Source organism: Pseudomonas sp. MDT1-17, from assembly GCF_054898105.1.
This window is the reverse complement of sequence record NZ_JBUBVM010000001.1, coordinates 3,469,225-3,488,556: the sequence shown is the minus strand read 5'-3', so window position 1 is coordinate 3,488,556 and position 19,332 is coordinate 3,469,225. Positions and strand designations below refer to the sequence as shown.

Annotated in this window: 21 protein-coding genes and 1 pseudogene; 8 read left to right on the top strand and 14 right to left on the bottom strand. The window is 54.7% G+C overall.

The window, feature by feature from the left end; all coding sequences use genetic code 11:
- Positions 1 to 82: 82 nt before the first annotated feature.
- From ACYZTX_RS16135 to ACYZTX_RS16120, 4 genes are all read right to left on the bottom strand, one after another.
- On the bottom strand, positions 83 to 244 hold the full coding sequence (locus ACYZTX_RS16135; RefSeq protein ID WP_461963964.1) for a chromate resistance protein ChrB domain-containing protein: 162 nt from the start codon (positions 242 to 244) through the stop codon (positions 83 to 85).
- Between the two features lie 84 nt (positions 245 to 328).
- Entirely contained in the window at positions 329 to 1,687 is a 1,359-nt protein-coding gene (gene chrA, locus ACYZTX_RS16130) for a chromate efflux transporter (protein ID WP_462034900.1), read from the bottom strand.
- On the bottom strand, positions 1,680 to 2,624 hold the full coding sequence (locus ACYZTX_RS16125; RefSeq protein ID WP_462034899.1) for a chromate resistance protein ChrB domain-containing protein: 945 nt from the start codon (positions 2,622 to 2,624) through the stop codon (positions 1,680 to 1,682). Before ACYZTX_RS16125 ends, chrA begins: the two co-directional genes overlap by 8 nt.
- A 226-nt stretch (positions 2,625 to 2,850) precedes the next feature.
- Positions 2,851 to 2,985: a hypothetical protein gene (locus ACYZTX_RS16120; protein WP_462037136.1), complete on the bottom strand. Its 135-nt coding sequence runs from the start codon at positions 2,983 to 2,985 to the stop codon at positions 2,851 to 2,853.
- A 97-nt stretch (positions 2,986 to 3,082) separates the two neighbouring features.
- Here ACYZTX_RS16120 and tnpA point away from each other — a divergent pair, with 97 nt between their 5' ends.
- From tnpA to ACYZTX_RS16100, 4 genes are read left to right on the top strand one after another with little or no spacing between them, the layout of a single operon-like run.
- On the top strand, positions 3,083 to 3,460 hold the full coding sequence (gene tnpA, locus ACYZTX_RS16115; protein WP_462034898.1) for an IS66-like element accessory protein TnpA: 378 nt from the start codon (positions 3,083 to 3,085) through the stop codon (positions 3,458 to 3,460).
- Positions 3,457 to 3,801 carry an IS66 family insertion sequence element accessory protein TnpB gene (gene tnpB / locus ACYZTX_RS16110; RefSeq protein ID WP_462034897.1) on the top strand — a complete coding sequence of 115 codons (345 nt, stop codon included), beginning with the start codon at positions 3,457 to 3,459 and terminating at the stop codon, positions 3,799 to 3,801. Before tnpA ends, tnpB begins: the two co-directional genes overlap by 4 nt.
- Positions 3,802 to 3,838: 37 nt before the next feature.
- Positions 3,839 to 5,332: an IS66 family transposase gene (gene tnpC / locus ACYZTX_RS16105; protein ID WP_462034896.1), complete on the top strand. Its 1,494-nt coding sequence runs from the start codon at positions 3,839 to 3,841 to the stop codon at positions 5,330 to 5,332.
- Between the two features lie 15 nt (positions 5,333 to 5,347).
- A complete protein-coding gene (locus ACYZTX_RS16100; RefSeq protein ID WP_462034895.1) occupies positions 5,348 to 5,926 on the top strand; it encodes a plasmid pRiA4b ORF-3 family protein in 579 nt (192 codons plus the stop codon).
- Here the strand turns inward: ACYZTX_RS16100 and ACYZTX_RS16095 are convergent.
- Positions 5,916 to 6,062: a hypothetical protein gene (locus ACYZTX_RS16095; RefSeq protein ID WP_462034894.1), complete on the bottom strand. Its 147-nt coding sequence runs from the start codon at positions 6,060 to 6,062 to the stop codon at positions 5,916 to 5,918. The two genes, ACYZTX_RS16100 and ACYZTX_RS16095, sit on opposite strands and share 11 nt — an antisense overlap.
- 197 nt (positions 6,063 to 6,259) lie before the next feature.
- On the bottom strand, positions 6,260 to 6,391 hold the full coding sequence (locus tag ACYZTX_RS16090; RefSeq protein ID WP_462034893.1) for a transposase: 132 nt from the start codon (positions 6,389 to 6,391) through the stop codon (positions 6,260 to 6,262).
- 187 nt (positions 6,392 to 6,578) lie between these two features.
- On the opposite strand from ACYZTX_RS16090, the gene ltrA reads away from it, so the two are divergent.
- A complete protein-coding gene (gene ltrA, locus ACYZTX_RS16085; protein WP_462032462.1) occupies positions 6,579 to 8,345 on the top strand; it encodes a group II intron reverse transcriptase/maturase in 1,767 nt (588 codons plus the stop codon).
- A gap of 588 nt (positions 8,346 to 8,933) precedes the next feature.
- Here ltrA and ACYZTX_RS16080 read toward each other — a convergent pair.
- Entirely contained in the window at positions 8,934 to 9,539 is a 606-nt protein-coding gene (locus tag ACYZTX_RS16080) for a hypothetical protein (RefSeq protein WP_462034892.1), read from the bottom strand.
- Positions 9,540 to 9,726: 187 nt separating this feature from the next.
- Here ACYZTX_RS16080 and ACYZTX_RS16075 point away from each other — a divergent pair, with 187 nt between their 5' ends.
- Complete coding sequence (locus tag ACYZTX_RS16075; protein ID WP_462034891.1) at positions 9,727 to 10,233, top strand: AAA family ATPase; 507 nt, start codon at positions 9,727 to 9,729, stop codon at positions 10,231 to 10,233.
- Positions 10,234 to 10,423: 190 nt separating this feature from the next.
- On the opposite strand, the gene ACYZTX_RS16070 is transcribed toward ACYZTX_RS16075, so the two are convergent.
- The 7 genes and pseudogenes from ACYZTX_RS16070 to ACYZTX_RS16040 form a co-directional block, all read right to left on the bottom strand.
- Positions 10,424 to 10,666, bottom strand: coding sequence for an AbrB/MazE/SpoVT family DNA-binding domain-containing protein (locus ACYZTX_RS16070; RefSeq protein ID WP_462034890.1), 243 nt, complete (start codon positions 10,664 to 10,666; stop codon positions 10,424 to 10,426).
- A gap of 62 nt (positions 10,667 to 10,728) precedes the next feature.
- Positions 10,729 to 11,010 (bottom strand): hypothetical protein, encoded by a 282-nt coding sequence (locus ACYZTX_RS16065; RefSeq protein WP_462034889.1) that lies wholly within the window; start codon positions 11,008 to 11,010, stop codon positions 10,729 to 10,731.
- Positions 11,011 to 12,300: 1,290 nt separating this feature from the next.
- Positions 12,301 to 12,447, bottom strand: coding sequence for a DUF7693 family protein (locus ACYZTX_RS16060; protein ID WP_462034888.1), 147 nt, complete (start codon positions 12,445 to 12,447; stop codon positions 12,301 to 12,303).
- Between the two features lie 8 nt (positions 12,448 to 12,455).
- Positions 12,456 to 13,685, bottom strand: coding sequence for a tyrosine-type recombinase/integrase (locus ACYZTX_RS16055; protein WP_462034887.1), 1,230 nt, complete (start codon positions 13,683 to 13,685; stop codon positions 12,456 to 12,458).
- A 1,109-nt stretch (positions 13,686 to 14,794) separates the two neighbouring features.
- Positions 14,795 to 15,286 (bottom strand): hypothetical protein, encoded by a 492-nt coding sequence (locus ACYZTX_RS16050; RefSeq protein ID WP_462034886.1) that lies wholly within the window; start codon positions 15,284 to 15,286, stop codon positions 14,795 to 14,797.
- 322 nt (positions 15,287 to 15,608) lie between these two features.
- Positions 15,609 to 15,827: pseudogene (locus ACYZTX_RS16045) on the bottom strand (MFS transporter); the annotation flags it as partial.
- A 183-nt stretch (positions 15,828 to 16,010) separates the two neighbouring features.
- Entirely contained in the window at positions 16,011 to 16,535 is a 525-nt protein-coding gene (locus tag ACYZTX_RS16040; protein WP_462034885.1) for a transporter suffix domain-containing protein, read from the bottom strand.
- Positions 16,536 to 16,653: 118 nt separating this feature from the next.
- Here ACYZTX_RS16040 and ACYZTX_RS16035 point away from each other — a divergent pair, with 118 nt between their 5' ends.
- Both ACYZTX_RS16035 and ACYZTX_RS16030 read left to right on the top strand, forming a co-directional pair.
- A complete protein-coding gene (locus tag ACYZTX_RS16035) occupies positions 16,654 to 18,192 on the top strand; it encodes an efflux transporter outer membrane subunit (protein ID WP_462034884.1) in 1,539 nt (512 codons plus the stop codon).
- Positions 18,189 to 19,328 (top strand): HlyD family secretion protein, encoded by a 1,140-nt coding sequence (locus ACYZTX_RS16030; RefSeq protein ID WP_462034613.1) that lies wholly within the window; start codon positions 18,189 to 18,191, stop codon positions 19,326 to 19,328. Before ACYZTX_RS16035 ends, ACYZTX_RS16030 begins: the two co-directional genes overlap by 4 nt.
- Positions 19,329 to 19,332 lie beyond the last annotated feature (4 nt).

Sequence of the window (19,332 nt, the reverse complement as noted above, 5' to 3'; positions counted from 1 at the left end):
AGCTCAACATAGTTCACGATTCTGGCTCCAGTGAAATAGGTTTCCTAGTGATCAGTGCCATGGCTGGCGTTTGCACTAAGCACTACGTCCGGAATGTTGTCGTAGGGTGCTGCATCTCTCTTAGCTGCAATCCGTAGCATATCGCCGCTGGGTAGAACTCTGCCTGTGGATCGATAAAGCGAGCGCTCAGCCAAGGACAAGCAATCCGGTCAATCTTGGGTCGTTCACGGGTAATCCACCTCATGGAACACCTCCTGCCTAGTTCAATAGGCTCGGGTGGTTTGGCGAGCACAATGCCCGCCAAAGATTGCTAATCAATTCATGCTTTCTAACGCAGCAAATGCACAGCCAACCCGACGAGCGCGCAGGCCATCAGCACCTGAATGACGCCCCGTTTGAAGCGGAACAAGGCAATTGCCGCCAAAATGGCGATCAGTGCAGAGGGCCAGTCGAGGTTGCCGCTGAAGCCTTGCGGCCACAGCACGTGATAGCCAAAGAAACATGCCAGATTAAGGATCACTCCAACCACCGCCGCTGTAATGGCGGTAAGCGGTGCAGTGAACTTGAGTTCGTTGTGGGTCGATTCCACCAGCGGGCCACCGGCGAGGATGAACAGGAACGAGGGCAGGAAGGTGAACCATGTCACCAAGGTGGCTGCGACAGCCCCGGCCAGAAACACATGATCGGCGCCGAACACTTGTGAGACGTACGCTCCGACAAAGCCGACGAAGGCCACGACCATGATCAGCGGCCCTGGTGTGGTTTCCCCTAGTGCCAAGCCGTCGATCATTTGGGTCGGGGTAAGCCAGCCATAGTGACCGACCGCACCTTGATAGACATACGGGAGGACTGCATAGGCCCCGCCAAAAGTCAGCAACGCGGCCTTGGTAAAGAACCAGCCCATCTGGGTCAAGGTGCCCTCCCAACCAAAGAGGACGATCAAAATGCCCATCGGCAATGCCCATAACACCGCGCCTATCAATGCAAGCAACGCCAGTTTCAACCAGCTGAACCGGGCATGTTCCGGGGACGGAGTGTCGTCATCGATCAAGGCTGGGCCGAAAGATTTTTTGGCAGCGCTATGGCCCCCGGCTCTGAATTTTTCAGGCGCCAGACGCCCTCCGGCATAGCCGATTAACGCTGCCCCAAATACGATCAGCGGGAAAGGAACATTGAACGCGAAGATCGCGGCAAATGAAGCTGCTGCTATCGCCCACAGCCAATTATTCTTCAGCGCCCGAGAGCCGATTCGATGGGCCGCCTGCACGACGATGGCGGTCACGGCAGGCTTGATGCCATAGAAGAGCCCAGCCACCACAGGCACTTCGCCGAAGGCGATGTACATCCACGACAAAGCGATCAGGATGAACAATGAGGGCAGCACAAACAGCACGCCAGCAATCACCCCGCCCCAGGTTCGATGCATCAGCCAGCCGATGTAGGTCGCCAATTGCTGAGCCTCTGGCCCAGGGAGCAACATGCAGTAGTTGAGGGCATGCAGGAATCTGCGCTCGGATATCCAGCGCCGCCGCTCTACCAATTCCTGGTGCATGAGCGAGATCTGTCCCGCAGGCCCGCCGAAGCTGATGAAGCCGAGCTTCAACCAGAACCAGAACGCCTCACGAAAACTGATCGCTTCCGGCCTCGACAGCTCTTCTTCAACCATTGGTGCCAAAACCTTACTCATTGGGTTGTTCCTCTTTTACAAACTCGGCGAGCAGGCCGTCGAAAATGGCGCTAGCAGCAGCCAGTAAGTGGTCGTCATGGGTAATGGTTTCGCGCAGTCCTGCCAGCACGTGCTTGATGCCGGCAGCCTCCAAAGGCTGAATGCCGCCGATATCGAGGTAGTGCACCAAGGCCGCGATGCGGTTTAGGCCGGGCTCTTGAATTTCAAAACTGGCTTGCAGGGTTTCGAAGGTCACGCGATTGCCGACATGACTGAAGGTTGCATCATCGAAGTCGAAGCCCAGCGCATCTGCCGGACAGTCATGTGGAGTATTCAGCCAGAGGATCTGAGCTTGAGGATCAATGAAGCGCCGAATCAACCAAGCACAAGCCAGACGGTCAACCCACGGACGCTTACGTGTTGCCCAGACACGACTTTGATAGTCGCCACGGTTGAATGCCGTTATGGGCTCGTCGCGGCTATGTGGTTCATCCGCAGACAACGCTCTGCTGACAGCCGTCTCAAGCTCCTGCAAGGCTGAATCAATCTGTTCCTTGGACTTACCTGGGAAATAGTCGATGTTGGCGAGCTGATCGTAGTTTTTGCGCAGCTTGCGAATTTGTTTGGTGGTCGCCAGTGCATTCTCGGAATTGAGCTGTGCCCGGCATGTTTCGATCTCAGCGCGCAGCTTGCTGTAGTCATCGCTCCGGTCAAACAGCTCAATAAAGCGCTCACCGTTAGGGTCGACAACAGGCAGAACATAGGCAGTGCCATTGATGGCGAGGATATCGCGTTCGACAGACGCCAGTGCTTCACGACATGCGCCAGTGTCGGGCAGCAGATAAGCGCCATCGCGCAGAACCGCCGCGCCCGAAGCTTTCAAAGCTCGCCAGGCTCGCATGCGTTCTGTGGCATTGGCTGTGGGTAAGCCAAGAATCAGGGTGAGCCAACATTTCATGTAGATACAGCTATATATTTTGTAGTAATGATCACATTACTCTTGATTCGAGCGCATGGAAAGCCGCCCATCAGCATGGGATTTCGGCGAGAAATACCGGAGGTGGAGTATCGCGCAAGCTAGGTCAAAAGGTGCTGCGCAAATATAAACAGTGTGCAAAAAGGCATCTATGATACTTCAACCGTTAGCGGTGAACGTCCGCTTTCGGCTGTCTGTCTTGAAGTAGTCACTCTGGCGTCATGAGCACAGCGAGCGTCATATTGATAAACGCCTCGTTCTTGCCCATTGTTTCCAACGCGCCGCGCACGTTACCTCCAACGTCACCCGATCCGTGCTGCTCGACCCAGAGCGTGAGTTCCATGATGGCAGCCTCAAGGTAACCGTCCGCCCAGTACCCACTACTGACCGCTACCAAAATTAGCCAAGATAGTGTCCACCATTTTTTAGTGGACACTATCTTGGATACTACTGCTCCCACCCGTCGAACCGGCCGCCGCCCCAACTTCCCGTTGGACTTCAAACGCCAGGTCGTTGAGGCCACGTTTCAGCCTGGCGCCTCCGTGTCGTTGATCGCTCGTGAGCATGACGTCAATGCCAATTTGGTGTTTCGCTGGCGGCACCAGTATCAAAAAGGAGCCTTCGGCCCGGTTAACCAGAGTGCGACGTTTTTGCCTGTCCAGGTGCTCGAGGCGTCTACGGATATTTCGCAAGCCGCTAGGCCTCAACTCCAGTTTCATTCCGATCTGGTCGTTGAAGTGGGTAAAGCCACGCTACGCATCACTGGCACGCCAGAACCGCAGACCTTGCAACTCATCTTGCAGCAGTTACTGCGATGATTGCTCCCCCTGCTGGAACCCGCATCTGGATCGCCGCCGGCGTCACGGACATGCGCCGTGGCTTCGACGGGTTAGCCGCACTGGTGCAGACTCAGCTTGAAGCCGATCCGTTCTCCGGTCAGATTTTCGCTTTTCGCGGACGGCGCGGTGACCGGATCAAATTGCTATGGTGGGATGGCGACGGGTTGTGCCTGTTTTGCAAACGGCTTGAACAAGGACGTTTTGTCTGGCCGCAAGCAACCAGCGGCAGCGTACCGCTGACAACTGCGCAGTTGTCGATGCTGTTGGAAGGCATTGATTGGCGCAGGCCAATTCGTACAGCGCCCGTCCTCGCGGTCTGACTTGTCACGCTGAAAAAATCCCCAGTAACATTCGGTCATGACTCTCGTGACCGATTCCCTGCCTAACGATCTTCAAGCCTTGAAGGCTCCGGTCTCTGCCCTGCGGGCAGAGATTGAGCGTTTGAAAATGATGATCGCCAAGCTGCGTCGTATGCAGTTCGGTCGCAGCTCCGAGCAACTGGACGCGATGATCGATCAGCTCCAACTGAGTCTTGAAGAGTTGCAAGTCAGCCAGACTGAACTGACGCCGCCAACCGAACCGCCACCTCGCCCTGTCTCTCGGCGCAAGCCATTACCTGAACACTTACCTCGCGAAACTCACGTCCATCAGCCCGAATCACAGTGTTCTGGTTGTGGTGGGAAACTTCGCCACTTGGGGGAGGATGTGTCTGAGGTGCTGGAGTACGTCCCGGCGCGTTTCAAAGTGATTCGCCATGTTCGCTCCAAGTGGGTTTGCCGCTGCTGCGAGCACATCGCTCAGGTGCCGGCACCGAGTCGCCCGATAGTCCGAGGCCTTGCAGGCCCTGGGCTACTGGCCCACGTGCTGGTCTCCAAGTTTGTTGACCATTTGCCGCTGTATCGGCAATCCGAGATTTACGCCCGTGAGGGCGTGGAGCTGGAGCGCTCAACCCTGGCCGACTGGGTCGGCCAGAGCAGTCAATTACTCAGGCCGCTGATCAGCGCCCTTGAATGCCATGTCATGAGCGGCCATAAAGTCCATGCCGACGACACGCCGATTGGTGTACTTGCGCCGGGCAACGGTAAAACCAAAACGGCTCGCCTGTGGACGTACGTGCGGGACGACCGACCTGCGGGCGACTCAACACCAGCAGCGGTATGGTTTGCCTACTCGCCGGATCGCAAGGGGCAACATCCCCGCGCTCATCTCAAGAGTTTCAGCGGGATCTTGCAGGCTGACGGCTACGCCGGTTTTGCCCAGCTGTATGCCTCGGGCACCATTCAGGAAGCTGCGTGCTGGGCTCACGCCCGGCGTAAGTTTTACGATGTCTACAAAGACCAGGCTTCACCGCTTGCAGCCGAGGCGCTGCAACGGATTGCGGCCCTGTATGCCATCGAAAGCGAGATCCGGGGACAACCGCCAGATCAGAGAAAAGCGGTTCGGAAAAACCGGGCCAGTCCGCTGCTGGAACAACTACACGCATGGCTTAACCAGACGCTGACTCAACTGTCGAAAAAATCGGCATTGGGCGGTGCGATCCTCTATGCCCTCAACCGGTGGCATGCGCTGACGCGCTACTGCAATGACGGCCGAATCGAAATCGACAACAATGCCGCCGAACGCGCGTTACGCGCCGTCGCATTGGGTCGAAAAAATTACCTGTTTGCCGGTTCCGATGCAGGCGGAGAACGAACGGCTGCGATTTACAGCCTGGTGGGCACTGCCAAGTTAAACGGGTTAAATCCACAGGCCTATCTGACCTACGTGCTTGAGCGCATTGCCGAACACTCGATCAATCGGGTGAGCGAGTTGCTGCCCTGGAACATTTCTTTGAACCACACTGAACACTGAGAGGCCGCCTGATCCATGGTTAAAACTGTCCGTTTACCCAAACCCGCCTCCGACTTGTTGCTGCTGCACATTGAGCTGAAGTGGATCACTCCGACGATCTGGCGTCGGTTCGCGGTGCCTGAAAATATTACCTTGGGCAAACTGCACCATGTCATCCAGGTCGTGATGGGCTGGAGTGATAGCCATCTGCATGAGTTTGAAATTGCCGGTGAGAATTACGGTATTCCCGATCCTGATGGCTGGGGGCCGACGGTGAACCCGGAAGCGCGTAAAACGCTGATCAAGGCGCTGAACGGAAAGCGGATATTTAATTATCTTTACGACTTTGGTGACAGTTGGCATCACCGTATCAAGGTCGAAAAAATGCTACCTGCTATTGCTTGTCCTCAGGTTCCGTATTGCATCGACGGCGCCAATGCTTGCCCACCGGAAGACGTAGGTGGCGGGCCTGGCTATGAAGAGTTTCTAGAAGCGATGGCCAACCCCGATCATCCAGAGCATGACGCGATGGTTGAATGGCATGGAGATGTTTTTGATCCAGCGGCATTTGAGTGCGAGCGCGTGAACCAGTGGTTTAAACGGATTAAGATTTGAGTTGCAAGACGGTGTAGCTCGGACGCTTACGCTTCGCCGCACCGAATACTGCAATCACTCTGGCCAACGCGGTCTCGGTACCTGCACGCATATCCATGGGCTCGGTGGCGAGCCAGATGGCGTCGATGCGGATCATTGCAACAGATCTCGGAGGAAGGTCGCGCAGGCAGCAGCGCTTTCGGTCGGCCAGTTCACTTTGACGGTGCCGCGCGGGTGCGGGATTTCAACGCAGATGTTCGCTGATGCAGCTTGCGAAGCTGCTCCGACTAGCTGCATGGGTAACGGAATAAAAGCAGGTCGCAGTCCCGTGCTTTTCTGCGTTTGCACCCGAATCTACTTGTGGACGAGGTTCGCGTTGAGGCTGTGGCCCAGCGCGACGCTGGCAATTGAGGCGCCGGGCTGGGCGCACTCTTGAATGACATAGGCCTTGAAGAATTTGGAGTAGGAACGGCGTTGAGGCTGCATGAAAGACCCGCTTAAAAGGCTAGAAATGGTGTCCACTTAAATCAGGTGGACACCATCGCGTTTAGCGTCGGGGTCAGGAAGGTGTGTTGGCCGGACGCATAGTGCGCCAGTTAAAGCTGGCGGAGGATAGTCGATGAAAGTTCGATACTGGTAAGAAATGGCGAATCAACCAGACCCCGAGTCATGCATGTTGCACCGTGAGGTGCAGGGTGAAGCGTTGACAGGGGAAACCGATGGGCCAGCCATTGAGCCGCGTAATCAGGAATCCGGGATGCCGATGCTGTTATGCGAAGCAGAAGGCAATATGGAGCATGGCGTTATACGCCAGTCATGCTCTGATCCCGCGCGGTCGGAGACCCTGTGCACGTCGGGAAGTCCTTCGCACAGAAACTGGGAGATCTCAGCGATGCCCGGTGCGCAAGCACCGGGCGGAGTAGGAAAGGCCAAAAGCCGTAACCCTGCTGTCTACGTCGCTGAGAAGTCGGATACGTCCGTAGTACCTGAGAAGCCATCGAACAAGGGGCTTAGCCCTGCGGAGATGGTGGAGGAAAGGGACGTAGCCAAGGGAAACACCGACACGTCCCCCGCGCCCCGGACACAGAGCCAGATCAGTTGCGCGTCGATGGGACTTGAAGGTGTACGTGAAGCAGCCCGAAGGGATAAGGGCATGCAGTTCACGGCATTGCTGCACCACATCACACCGCAATTATTGGCGCAGAGCTTTTATGCGCTTCGCCGCGATGCGGCGGTGGGCGTGGACGGCATGTCGTGGCGAGAATATGAGGAAGGTCTTCTCCAGCGGGTAACCGATCTGCACGCAAGGCTCCACAGTGGAGCCTATCGAGCAACGCCGTCGCGGCGGGTCTACATTCCCAAAGCCGACGGCAGGCAGCGTCCGCTGGGCATTGCCTCTCTGGAGGACAAGATCGTACAGCAGGCAGTTGTCACTGTTCTGAATGCGATCTACGAAGAAGACTTTCTAGGTTTCTCGTATGGGTTTCGGCCGGGACGTAGTCAGCACGATGCGCTGGATGCGTTGACGGTCGCGCTGAAGGGCCAGAAGGTGAACTGGATATTGGATGCGGATATCACGTCGTTCTTTGATGAGATCGACCATGAATGGATGCTGATGTTTCTAGGACACCGGATTGCAGACCGGCGCCTGCTCGGACTGATCTGCAAATGGCTTCAAGCGGGTGTTATGGAGGATGGCCGTAGGGTGGCTGCGACCAAGGGGACTCCCCAAGGCGCAGTGATATCGCCGTTACTGGCGAATATCTATCTTCACTACGTGCTGGATCTATGGGCAAGGCAGTGGCGCCAGCGCCACGCCCGTGGCGATGTGATTGTCGTGCGTTACGCGGACGACAGTGTGGTGGGTTTCAGGACGCAATGGCAGGCTCAGCAGTTCTTGGAGCAATTGCGGGAACGGCTGGCCAGGTTCGGTTTATCGCTCAACGCTTCGAAGACACGGCTGATTGAGTTTGGTCGTTTTGCTGCAAGAAATCGTAGAAAGCGAGGTTTAGGTAAACCGGAGACATTTGACTTCCTGGGCTTCACGCACTGTTGTAGTACCAACAGAAGCGGTGGGTTTCAAATACTGCGACTGACGGTCAAGAAGCGAATGCGTGCAACGCTACTGGCTATCCGGGATGAGCTGAAACGCCGACGTCATGAGCCTGTTCGGGTCGTGGGTCAGTGGCTTAACCGGGTTGTCAGTGGGTACTTCAATTACCACGCAGTGCCGGGAAACCTGATACGTCTTGGCGGTTTTCGGTTGGCGGTATGCCGTCTATGGCGGCAAGCCCTCAAACGTCGCAGCCAGCGTCATCGGCTTCAATGGTCACGCTACGGACGCCTTGCCGACCTCTATATACCAAGACCCAGAAATGCACATCCTTATCCTGAGGATCGCTTTGCGTCACGTACCCAAGGCAGGAGCCGTATGCGGTAGTTCCGCACGTACGGATCTGTGCGGGGGGCGGCAGGTAACTGCCGTCCCTACCGCGACCAGGTGAACCGCTCTATGGCGCGGCAAGATGGGCCGTCTTTAGCATGGTGGTGCGATCCTTGAGTTATCGGAGACCGCAAAAGCTACTGACTGGAGCAGCTGGCAGAGCCTCAAGAGTTGGGTCAGGAACTCAGCATTGGTTACCTCAGACCAGACTCGGCCGTATCTGAGAGTCAGGTGTATGCTGGTCACTGGCTCTCCATTCTGAGCTGACTCGAGCGAGTAGTGTTCACCAGCCGAAAATGCTCCTTGGGTACATCCAGGGAACACCAACTCCAGAAATGTGCTTACAGCCTCTGAGCACCCGATATCTAGCACGTCTTCAACGCAAGCCAGATCGTTTTCACTGACGTCTGTAGGCTTCAAAATAATGATGTCAAAGCTCATGACTGTGGGCTCTCATCTTGAAAAACAACTGGCGTCGGCGCCCCCATCCGTGTAAGCGGCTGGCTAATACGCCTGTACATTGCTTTCACGTCAATTTACGTTCTCTGCATCAGCCTCTCAAATCCCTGTCGGCAGGAGGGCTGATTATTTTCTGGGGAGCGATGCGATCATTTGATCAAAGGCCGTCACCGAATATCTCCCATCAAGGTTTTCCACGGTGGGCATTTTTGAAGGAAACCCGAATCGCACTCTGCCGGGTAGCACTTCATCCATAGCTGAGTACCAGGTCAGCAGAGCTTGTTGGAGGCGCACGTGTAGCTCGAATCTACTCCGTCGGCGGGTGGTGTCTGCTTTGGCTCGTTCTCGCGCGAGCTGAGGATCTATGCGGCCAACAATGTAACAGTCAGCAAAGCCAATACGTCCTTGTGCGATCGTTTCTCTTGTGGCGTCCAACTCTATTCGCCAGTCGTGTTCGCTCGCCTCGCCGATCTGCCAAAGGCTCCAAATGTAGTGGAGCTTGAGAGGGTCACTGTCACACAAAGCCCACGAAGAAATGTCTTCCATGGCCAACGCTTTTTGCCAGCGATCGACGTTTCGCTCTGCCCAAAAAGTTGCTGCTCCGACTGGATCCTTTATCCGATCCGGCTCGTTTTCAAAACGGCCGTTTTCAGGAATGACATGTTGCCCTCCATGCTTAGCGCACCAAGTGGTTTTCCCGCTGGCGCTGATACCTTCAACAACCAAAATCATCGTTATGACTACTCCGTTAATTGCGCCATCCTTGTAAATCCCAAAGCATGGGGCTTACGTGGTTTCTGCCGCCACCCACGCATGCGGCAGCAGTTGCCCGATCTCACTCGCTCGCTGTGTCGGCAGCCGCATCAGCACATCTTTGAGATAACTGGCAGCCACCTAAACTTTAACCTAAGGACATAGAATGCTCATTGTCTTCAGCGGCCTTCCAGGTACCGGAAAAACGACTATCGCAAGTGACCTTGCCACCAGAACAAGTGCCGTGTATCTGCGTATCGATACGATTGAGCAGGCTATTCGAGACTCCGGTGCTCTTGCACAAGATGTAGGACGGAGCGGTTATATGGTCGCCAATGAGCTTGCTCTGAGCAATCTTCGTTTTGGCAGCACGGTCATAGTTGACTGTGTTAACCCAGTAATTGAAAGCCGAAAGGCGTGGAGCGATATCGCCACACGCTCTGGTGCTCCATTAGTGAACATCCAAGTGATCTGCTCTGATAGACATGAACACCAGCGCCGGGTAGAAACCAGAAAGATTGATATTCCTGGGCTGACTCCACCAACCTGGCAATCTGTACTGGATCATGAATATGAGGCGTGGGAAAACGCTCCGTTTAATATAGACACAGCCCTGACGTCTCCGGCGCAGGCGGTGGCGATGATCACCGAACGATTTTTATCCAAGGAGTAGTGCCAGCTAAAAGCCCAAGGTCGCAAGGTGTGATTAGCAGACGCTTACATGGAGAGGTCGCTCCTTCGGGCTTAAGCCCGGCTCGATCTCGCGGCTTCAGGTGATGTGTCCAGGTATGCGTTTCCAGCTTGGCGGAGGACTCTGAAGTTCAGCCTGATGTACTGGTTCAGCGAAGAGTTTTATGGCTTCCTCATTTGTCTTCGAGGCTGCCGCGCTGTTCGCTATTCCAGGCTTCAGTGAGCTCGTCTATCCGATCTGTGATTTGAGGCTTTTTTGATAGGACAAGGCAGCGCGTGTTGCCGACAAATTCTTCTATCAGATACACAGAGTCGCCGACATCCAGCTCCAATTCCTGCAGCGCTTCATCGGGAATTCGAATCGCACCGTCACCATCCCACTCTTCAATGATGATTTTCATCGGGGGCTTTCTCACGTGTGGTCTCCATTGCTTTAAGTCGGCAAGCCGTTCCCGCTTTTAGATTCTCGGTGGCAGGTTTACAGATCCGGATAATCATCAAGCCTAAGGCTAGGAGCCCCAACGTCCTCCGGTTCACGCTTAGGCGTATGTATCACTCCAGCTTCAGCATCTGCACGCATCTGCTCGAGCTCTTTGTGAAATGCTTTGTCCTGAACCGTAGGTTTGTTGGTGTACGGTTTTCGCTCTGGTACAGACTTGGCTGCGTAAGTCGTTACCGCATCAGGGTCGTGCTGTAGCTTTTCTTGAACTTGAGATTCCAGCATCGCACGAAGTGCGTCTTTGTCGGGACGAGTCAGCAATTTGTTACTCCTACTTAGGAGCTAAGCACCAGTCATGGAGTGAGTGGCGGTTCAAGGGGCTGCCAGAGGTATGCAGGGGGAACATCCAGACTTCGCTGGAACGAAGTCAGAGCTGGATTGCACTCGTGCACTGCTCAAGGCTAGAGAAGGTATTTGATCACGACGGCGGTGATCGTCCCCACCGTGGCTACTAAGCAGAACGCCACTGTTATCGTTTGCAAGAAATGCACATGCGGCACGAAAAGAGGTTCGCAGACAGTATTGCTGGCTTGGGCACTGATACGCATGGTATCAGCCCTCAATTGGGCGATTTGAGTGTGAATCTCTTCAAGTTCAGCGGGAGTGAAAAGTGAGCGGGACATAATTACCACCAGCCAACGGAGTTAGGGCTTGAGGGCATTATATCCCTGATATTGCTAAGGTGCTGCGCGCGCTGCTTGTGGCCAAGAACTGAAGCAGCCACGCTAATGGCCACGCTTTTTAAGGGGCCGATTACTGGGCAGAAATGACCGCTTGAAAATGGCATTCCAGTGAGATCAGGTTTTATGTATGGGGATACCAGGCTGAAGAGGAGACGCTACCGCAGTCACCTTCCCAATTTACGTTCATCGAATCCTCGGCAGATCCTGATGACCGATGCAACCGCTCAGGCTATGAGTGTATTGCCAGTATCAAGATACGACGGCTGCCTCCTTCGCAAGCTCCCCATTCAACGTCGAGCAAATAGCGTCTGCCTCGGCTCTAGACTTGAAGACGCCATGCTTACTAGCTGAACCTCCTTCGACGAGATCAACAACCCTGTATCGCTTGCTGCCATCGTCCAATCTGGTCGTCTCTATCACCCTGAATCTTGGCTGCATGGTGCGCTCCCTGCTGACAATTGTCGTTTAGAAATACCGGGAACACGTGACGATTTCAACATCGACTCGGGGCTTACGCCCGGCAGGGAGGAGTGGCCAAGGCCTTCTGGTTGGTCAGCGAGTAGGTCTACTTGTTGAGCCTAGGCAAGCTAGGGTAGGGGCGTCCCGGTTTGTCGGTAGACGAAGCGCAGTTCGAAGAACTAGCTTGCTGGCATCCCAGACAGCCGATGTACTTGATTTATGGCCAAATGATATTATTAGCGTTACATTCCGCGCTCGCGTAACGCCATGGACAAGGATCGAGGCAAAAGTCTCGGTACATTAAGCGCATAGACTACGAGACGGAACGGATGAAAGACCCTGACGCGAGCCCCAGTGCAGCGGGCTACGGCTATCAGTACGAGCGCGCGCTCTACACGCTCCTATGCATTCAATAGGTCGACAGTATCAGCTCCGTCGCGTTGCCGGAGTTCAAGTGTCCGACTCGGCCATCAGGCGACCTGCAGTACTCGCAGTAGTCGAAGGTGACACCGTCATTGAAGAGCGGGAGTTGCCAGCCTTCGATCTCCACGGGCATGAGCTCGCCTAACCACGATCGCGTAAGCCTAGGCGCTTGATCGAGTGGGCACGTTCCTGGTCGTGTGAATGGTAATACGTGTTTTGGGTAGTGCTGAGATTGCTATGCCGCAGATCGACCTGCAGGACTTTGGCGTTCCGCAAGGGCGCGTCGAAGGTCGCAGAGGTATGACGCAGCCAGTGCAAAGAAGCGACCTTCAAGCTTTCCATCTCGTGAACCGCACGACCCTCGATTCGCATACTTTCAAAAGCTTTGTCGAAGACAACTTGGAGGAGGGCGCGTACCTGTCGATCTGACAGACCAGAACGTCCTCTAAGGGTCTTGATCAAAGGTGTGGTTTCGCCGATCTCAGGAAGTTCGGGCAGACCCAAGAATCGACGATATCGCTTCAAATATAGATTGATATATTCATCCCTGACGGCAACCTTTCCGACCTTGTTCCCTTTGCCAACGGTGTGATACCACCAGTTGCCCTCAGGATCCTGGCGGAAGTCACCCATAGACGGCTTCCAGTTTTGTCGCCCGACAACATCAGACACGCGTAGATACATGGAAAACAATGTTGAAAGTATAAACAGTGTTCGCTCATGCCTAGCAGGTTCGGAAATAGCCAGCTTTTCAGCCGTTTCAAGCACGTAGTTCCATTGTAGCGGCGTCAATGCACGCGTAACGCCTTCATCTTGAATATCATCGCTATAACGGCCAGACTTTTTGATCATTCGGAAAGGATTTGCCGCTGAATAACCATCCTCAACCATAAATTCAAAGAAGCGACTGCAAATCGAGAAAACTTGATTTATCGTGCCGTTAGCTGCGCTATATAGGCTCTCGCTTATTCCTTGCTCTTGATGGTCAGAACCAATCCGTGGCTTCGAGGATTTAATGTTGAATGGGCGCCAGTTAGGATTATGGATAACAGGATCTCCGAGCCCAGTCAGCGGATTATTATTTTTCAAGAAACGACTACGCGTCACAGGGCCAATCCAGTCTCGAGGTGGATTACGACAAAAATTCAAAAACCGCTCAATATTGATGCGATACGAGCTGAAGGTCTGAGCATTGTCGGAAAAGGCCCGCAGGAACGAGCGCACGGCTAGGTAGCCGCGCGGAGCCTCTAGCGCTGCGGGAAATGTGGCAAGGTAGGCTTTAACACACGGGGTGAGGGCCTCACTATAACTGAAGTCCTGATCAAGGAAGGACTCGTACGTGTCAAACAAGGGCTTCGGCGAGCGAGACATTCGTGACTACCATAGACGTTAGTTAGTGCTATTGAGAAACTTCCAGTTATAGCAGTAATCGGAAGTAATAAGCCTATTTTGCATAACCGGCCTCACTTCTCATGAAACTGGGATTTAAGAAAGCCCGATGGTATCGCGCTCGTTACTATCGAGCAACTCTAGATCCTCGCCGCACCGAATACCTGAACTTATCTCAATATTTCGTTAAATGCCCGCACTAACCTCCCGTTTACTTTACAGACATCCATTCGAATACCTCTTAAGAAAGGAGGCACCTGTGAATGCATCCTTTTAGTCTCGTGATTTCGTTACATGCTGTAGTCACGGTAAAATCTCGTAAAAACGTCACATCTACGCTAATGACTGGAATTTCTGGGCGGCGGGTAGTCAGATGGTTTAAATCCACTGGTGAAATCTCACGATTTTGTGTCCGGAAAGTAAGATCCGCAGCACTACATGAGGTCTAGTGCAGAGCAGTTCTCAGCCCAGTTTTTTCAAAAAAGCATTATAGGGTAGAGCTACTAGGCTAAGTCAGGCTTGATCTTCGGCAATCCAGCGCTGGGATTGCGCAAAAATCTTCCTACGCAATCAGAGCGGTCGGAGCCTAGATTTATCTCGTCAAATCTTCACAAAAAACACGACAGGCTATGTCTCACGATTTCGTTAAGAACAGATAACTCATTGTATTTATTTGTTTTTATCTCGAATCCGCAATCAGGGTTAAGCGAAGCTGTCTCACGATTAATTGATAAACTCTAAGCTAGCAACAAAAATGATGAAATCTGCTGAACCCCACGTAAACAAAGGCTTACAGGCAAAATCTAGGATACATGGCAGTCTCATGATTACGTAGAAATCGATGGTGAGATCAGCACTACATTTTTTGCAAAATTTATATAAATCAATTAGTTAATGGTTTGTCGAGGAGAAAGCTCGTCATTTCGCGACTGCCTCAGTTCTAATGACATCGCTTTCATTTCTAATGAATACCGAGGGCTAACACAATGTGAGAAGTTCCATCCAGACACACGGTTTAACATAATATACATTATGCGTACCGCCCTATGCAGGTCTGGGAGGCTCTGGTGGTCAGATTTGAAGCCAGGCTGTCACCTCAGGATGTCTTGGTCTGAACAAATCGACTGCAGGTGCAGACCGACAAAAACCAGTAGCGATAACGCTTTCAAGCTATTCACTTCAGTTCCCTCGCCATGCATCACCTGGTGACGATTCTGTGCGGTAAATGCAGCGACGTTTGATCTGGATGATTGGCTTCGGGCGGCAGAGCTTTTTAGAAAGTCGGATTCATGAAGCGTGAAAAACGGATGAAGAAGATCCAACGATTCTTGATCAAATTCAAACCTTTGCTTGAGCAGATGGCCTGCCGTTGTAGAACGGACCTTAGATTGACCTTTGATATCACGCATCATGCCCAATGGGGATTCAACGCTAAGAATCTCCGACAGCAACCCTGAGCAATCGACCATACATTGATCAATTCCATCATCAGGAAGACTTGCAATACGCTCGATCAACGGTATCAAGTCCTCTAAAGATGTCGACCAGCCAAAAAACCATCCCTTATCAGCAGCAACAGTCATGGCTATTTCGACTGTGCAGGAAGCGCGTCCAGCTACAGCGACGTAATCAAAGTGATGATTTTGCAATACCCTGCCCCGTTATTATTCAATTTAAGTATAACTAATCTAAACATCTATTTAGTTGAGTTATAAGTAAGCACGTATCGGCGCCCTCCTTCTTGGATTTTCCTTTGCAATATCCGATGACTGTCAGCTATGTACGTCCGTGTGTCTGACCTGCTCGGCCGTGACAACTGGCGGCCAGCAATGGGATATTTGCGGCGGGATACGACAGGCAAGCGGTGGTTTTACGTCGTTGGTAAAGATAACAAAACGGCCAAGGTGGCCCGCTCACAATCCCGGCGATCATCCCCGCCATCAGGAAGACCGCTGTGATACGGGCACGCTGGTTGGGCGCAAACCAATAGGTCAGATACAGGATGACGCCAGGGAAAAAACCGGCCTCGGCTATTCCGAGCAGGAAGCGGGCAACAATCAACTGGTTCGGCGTAGTGACGAAGGCGGTCCCCACGGTGACTAGACCCCACAAGACCATGATGCGGAGTCGGGCCATGGCCCAGTCACTGAGGCGTCAACGTGATCGCCGCCGGTGGAAACAAGGACGCAGGCTTGCAAGAACTCGACGGCCCTTTGTTGTTACTGGCCAGCGGCGCCGGCGCCAGCGTGACCGGTGCGGTGTTGCATATCGACAGTCTCAACATTTGAGGCAGCGCGCTGCCATTAATCACACCGCACTTGTGTTTGTGACCCGAGCGGTGCGAATAAACAAGGCGCGCACCTTCTCCCAGAAGTTTCCCCCCAGCACGAAAAAGCTGCCGATCAGCATGATGTCCCCCAGCAATTGAGTCTGCCAGAGGTTGGGTCTGAGCCCAGGCCAAAAGGTGTCAACGTAGGGTTCAAGGAATGAAGAGATCAACGGCAAGCAGAACATGACGATGCCGATTCTATGACGTACCGGCCCTGGTTCGACGTCTGCTGAGGGCGTAAGCGAAGACACGTAACCGAACATACTGCGTTTCAACTGCTGGAATCCGGACTTGCCCATGATACCGATCACGAGGATCAACAGGACCTTGTTGCTGATAAACAAGACGCCTGTCAGCGCCGCAATTCTTGAGCCCGGTACTCCCACCGCCGCTGCGACAGGCACCAGCAGCCATGATCCAAGCATCACGCAAATAATGATTATGCCCAGCTTGAAACGCCAACCGGTTGAATGAGGTTCAACATTTGCCTGAGTCGAATGCATGATTGTCCTACCTTTTAACAGGTCGCAGGTGATGGGATGGCGCCAAAAAAGCTTAGCACCCGGTTGCCCATTCTGACGTCTATGCTCCCAGTGATCTTCTTGAACTGGAAAATGTGTAATGTATTCACGTACATCCGGCCACCTCCTGATACTTGGCGTCATGGCCCTCGGTGGCTGCGTACGGCTGGGCCCGGACTTCCAGTCGCCCGGCGAAGAATGGGTCAAGCACTGGAACACCCCTGCCCTTGAGCAATCCAGCCAACGCGGGCAGAACCCGGATCTGCGTCAGTGGTGGCTCGTCTTCGCCGATCCGGTCCTCGACCGCTTGATAGCCGAGTCGGATGCTCATAACTCCAGCCTCAAGATTGCCGGCCTGCGCGTGATGGAAGCGCGCGCCCAACTCGGTATTGCCCAAAGCGGGCTTTACCCGCAACTGCAACAGGCCAGCGCCGACAGTCTGTACTTCAACCGTAAGCAATCCGGTGGGATCGCCCCGCAGGACAGCCATTTCTGGCAGTACAGCGCAGGGTTTGACGTCGGTTGGGAACTGGATTTCTGGGGACGCTTCAGTCGCGCCATCGAGTCGTCCGATGCCAGTTACTTCGCCGCCCAGGCCAACTATGAAGACGTGCTTGTACTGCTGCGGGCGCAAGTGGCCGATACCTACTTTTCCCTGCGTACCAGCGAGGCACGCTTGCGCGTCGCCCGGGAAAACGCCAAGCAGCAAAAACGCAACTTCGAGATCACCGAGAAGCTGTTCAACAGCGGTCAGCAAGCCGAGCTCGACCTGCAACAAGCCAAGACCCAATACCTGGGCACGCTGAGCACCATCCCCAACCTTGAAGATCAGATCCAGCGCACCCGCAATGCCTTGGCCGTGTTGATCGGCCAGCCTCCCGGCGGACTGCCGCAGTTGCGCGAAAATGAAGGGCTGATCCCCCTGGTGGACCGCGCCGTGCTGCAAGACGTGCCGGCCAGTCTGCTGCTACGTCGGCCCGACGTGCGCGCCGCCGAGCTGAATGTCGCGGCTCAGTCGGCGCTGATCGGCGTGGCCGAAAGCGATTTCTATCCATCGCTGACGTTGCTGGGCAGCATCGTCTGGTCGGCCGACACACTCAACGGTACTTCCAGGACTCTGGATTTGATCGGCGGACCCAGCTTGCGTTGGAATGTGTTCGATCATGGCCAGATCAGCAACAACGTGCGCGTGCAGGATGCACGTTTGCAGCAACTGATCGAGGCCTACCGCGACAATGTTCGACAGGCTGCACGCGAGGCTGACGATGCCGCGAACGGCCTGATCAAATCACTCGAACGAGAACGCCTCCTGCAAGAGGCCGAAGTGGCCGCCAAACGCTCGCTGGTGTTGGCCAGCGCGCAGTACCGGGAAGGCTATTCGGATTTCCAGCGGGTACTGGACGCACAGCGCGCTCTGCTCGAACAACAGGACAACTACCTGGTCGCCCGCAGCAACGCGGTGAGTAATGTGATTGCTCTATATAAAGCCTTGGGTGGTGGCTGGTACAGCGCCCTGCCGAAAGTCGATCACGTTACCCGCCAGCAGATGGAAAAACGCACCGACTGGGGCGATCTGCTGAAAGAGCCCGCCCCCGCACAGCCTGCCATTCCAATGTCTTACAAGGTAAAAGACCAATGAGTGAAGCCGCCAAGCCCACGCCCGAGACACCGGTCACCCAGGCGCCAGCACCGGCTGCCGACCCGGCGAAAAAAGGCATCAAGTGGGTGTTGCTACTTATCCTCCTGAGTCTGACCTGGTACCTGTTGGCCGATCGTTTCACCCCCTATTCCCAGCAGGCTCGGGTGGGCGCCTTTGTCATACCCGTGGCCTCGGAAGTGGCTGGGCGAGTCACCCGTGTCAATGTGCGCAACAACCAGGACGTCAAGGCGGGTGATGTCCTCTTCGAGGTGGACCCGCAGCCGTATCAGATTGCCGTCGAACGTGCGCGGGCAGACCTTGAATCGACACGCAGACAGATCGGTGCAAGCACCGCCGGAATCGCTTCGGCGCAAGCCAATTTACGCGCCGCCCAGGCCAACGAGCTCAAGGCGACGCAGGACAATCAGCGTCTGGAAGGTTTGTATCGCGAAGACCCCGGAACCATCTCCGTTCGCCTGCTCGAAGTGTCTCGCGCCAATCGCGAACAGGCTGTGAGTCAGGTGGCGGCTGCCCGCGCCGAAGTCCAGCGTGCACGCGAGCAGGAAGGTGGCAGCGAGGATGACAACGCCCAACTACGGAGTGCCGCCACGGCGCTGTCAAAAGCCGAACTGGACTTGTCCAACACGCAGGTACGCGCACGTTCGGCGGGGCTGATTACCGATCTGCGCACCGACGCCGGGCAGTTCGCCGCTGCAGGCAGCCCGGTCATGACGTTGATCACCATCCATGATGTGTGGATCACCGCAGACATGACCGAAAACAACCTTGGCCTGGTCAAGCTCGATACTCCAGTCTCGATCGTCCTGGATGCGTTGCCGGGCGAGGTTTTCGAGGGGCGCGTGCGCAGCGTCGGCTACGGCGTCAGCGTGGGCCAGACACCCGCGCCTGGCACCTTGCCCAGTGTGCAGAACAGTCGCGATTGGTTGCGTCCGGCCCAGCGTTTTCCGGTGATTATCGAGTTTTCCGAGGATTCGAGAAACACCCTGCGTGACAGCGGCGCCATACGCGCCGGTGGGCAGGCCGAAGTCATGGCCTTCCCTACCGAGGGCAATCCGCTGAACCCACTCGGCCGCGTGTTTGTGGGGTTCATGAGCTGGTTGAGCTATGCCTATTAAGGGT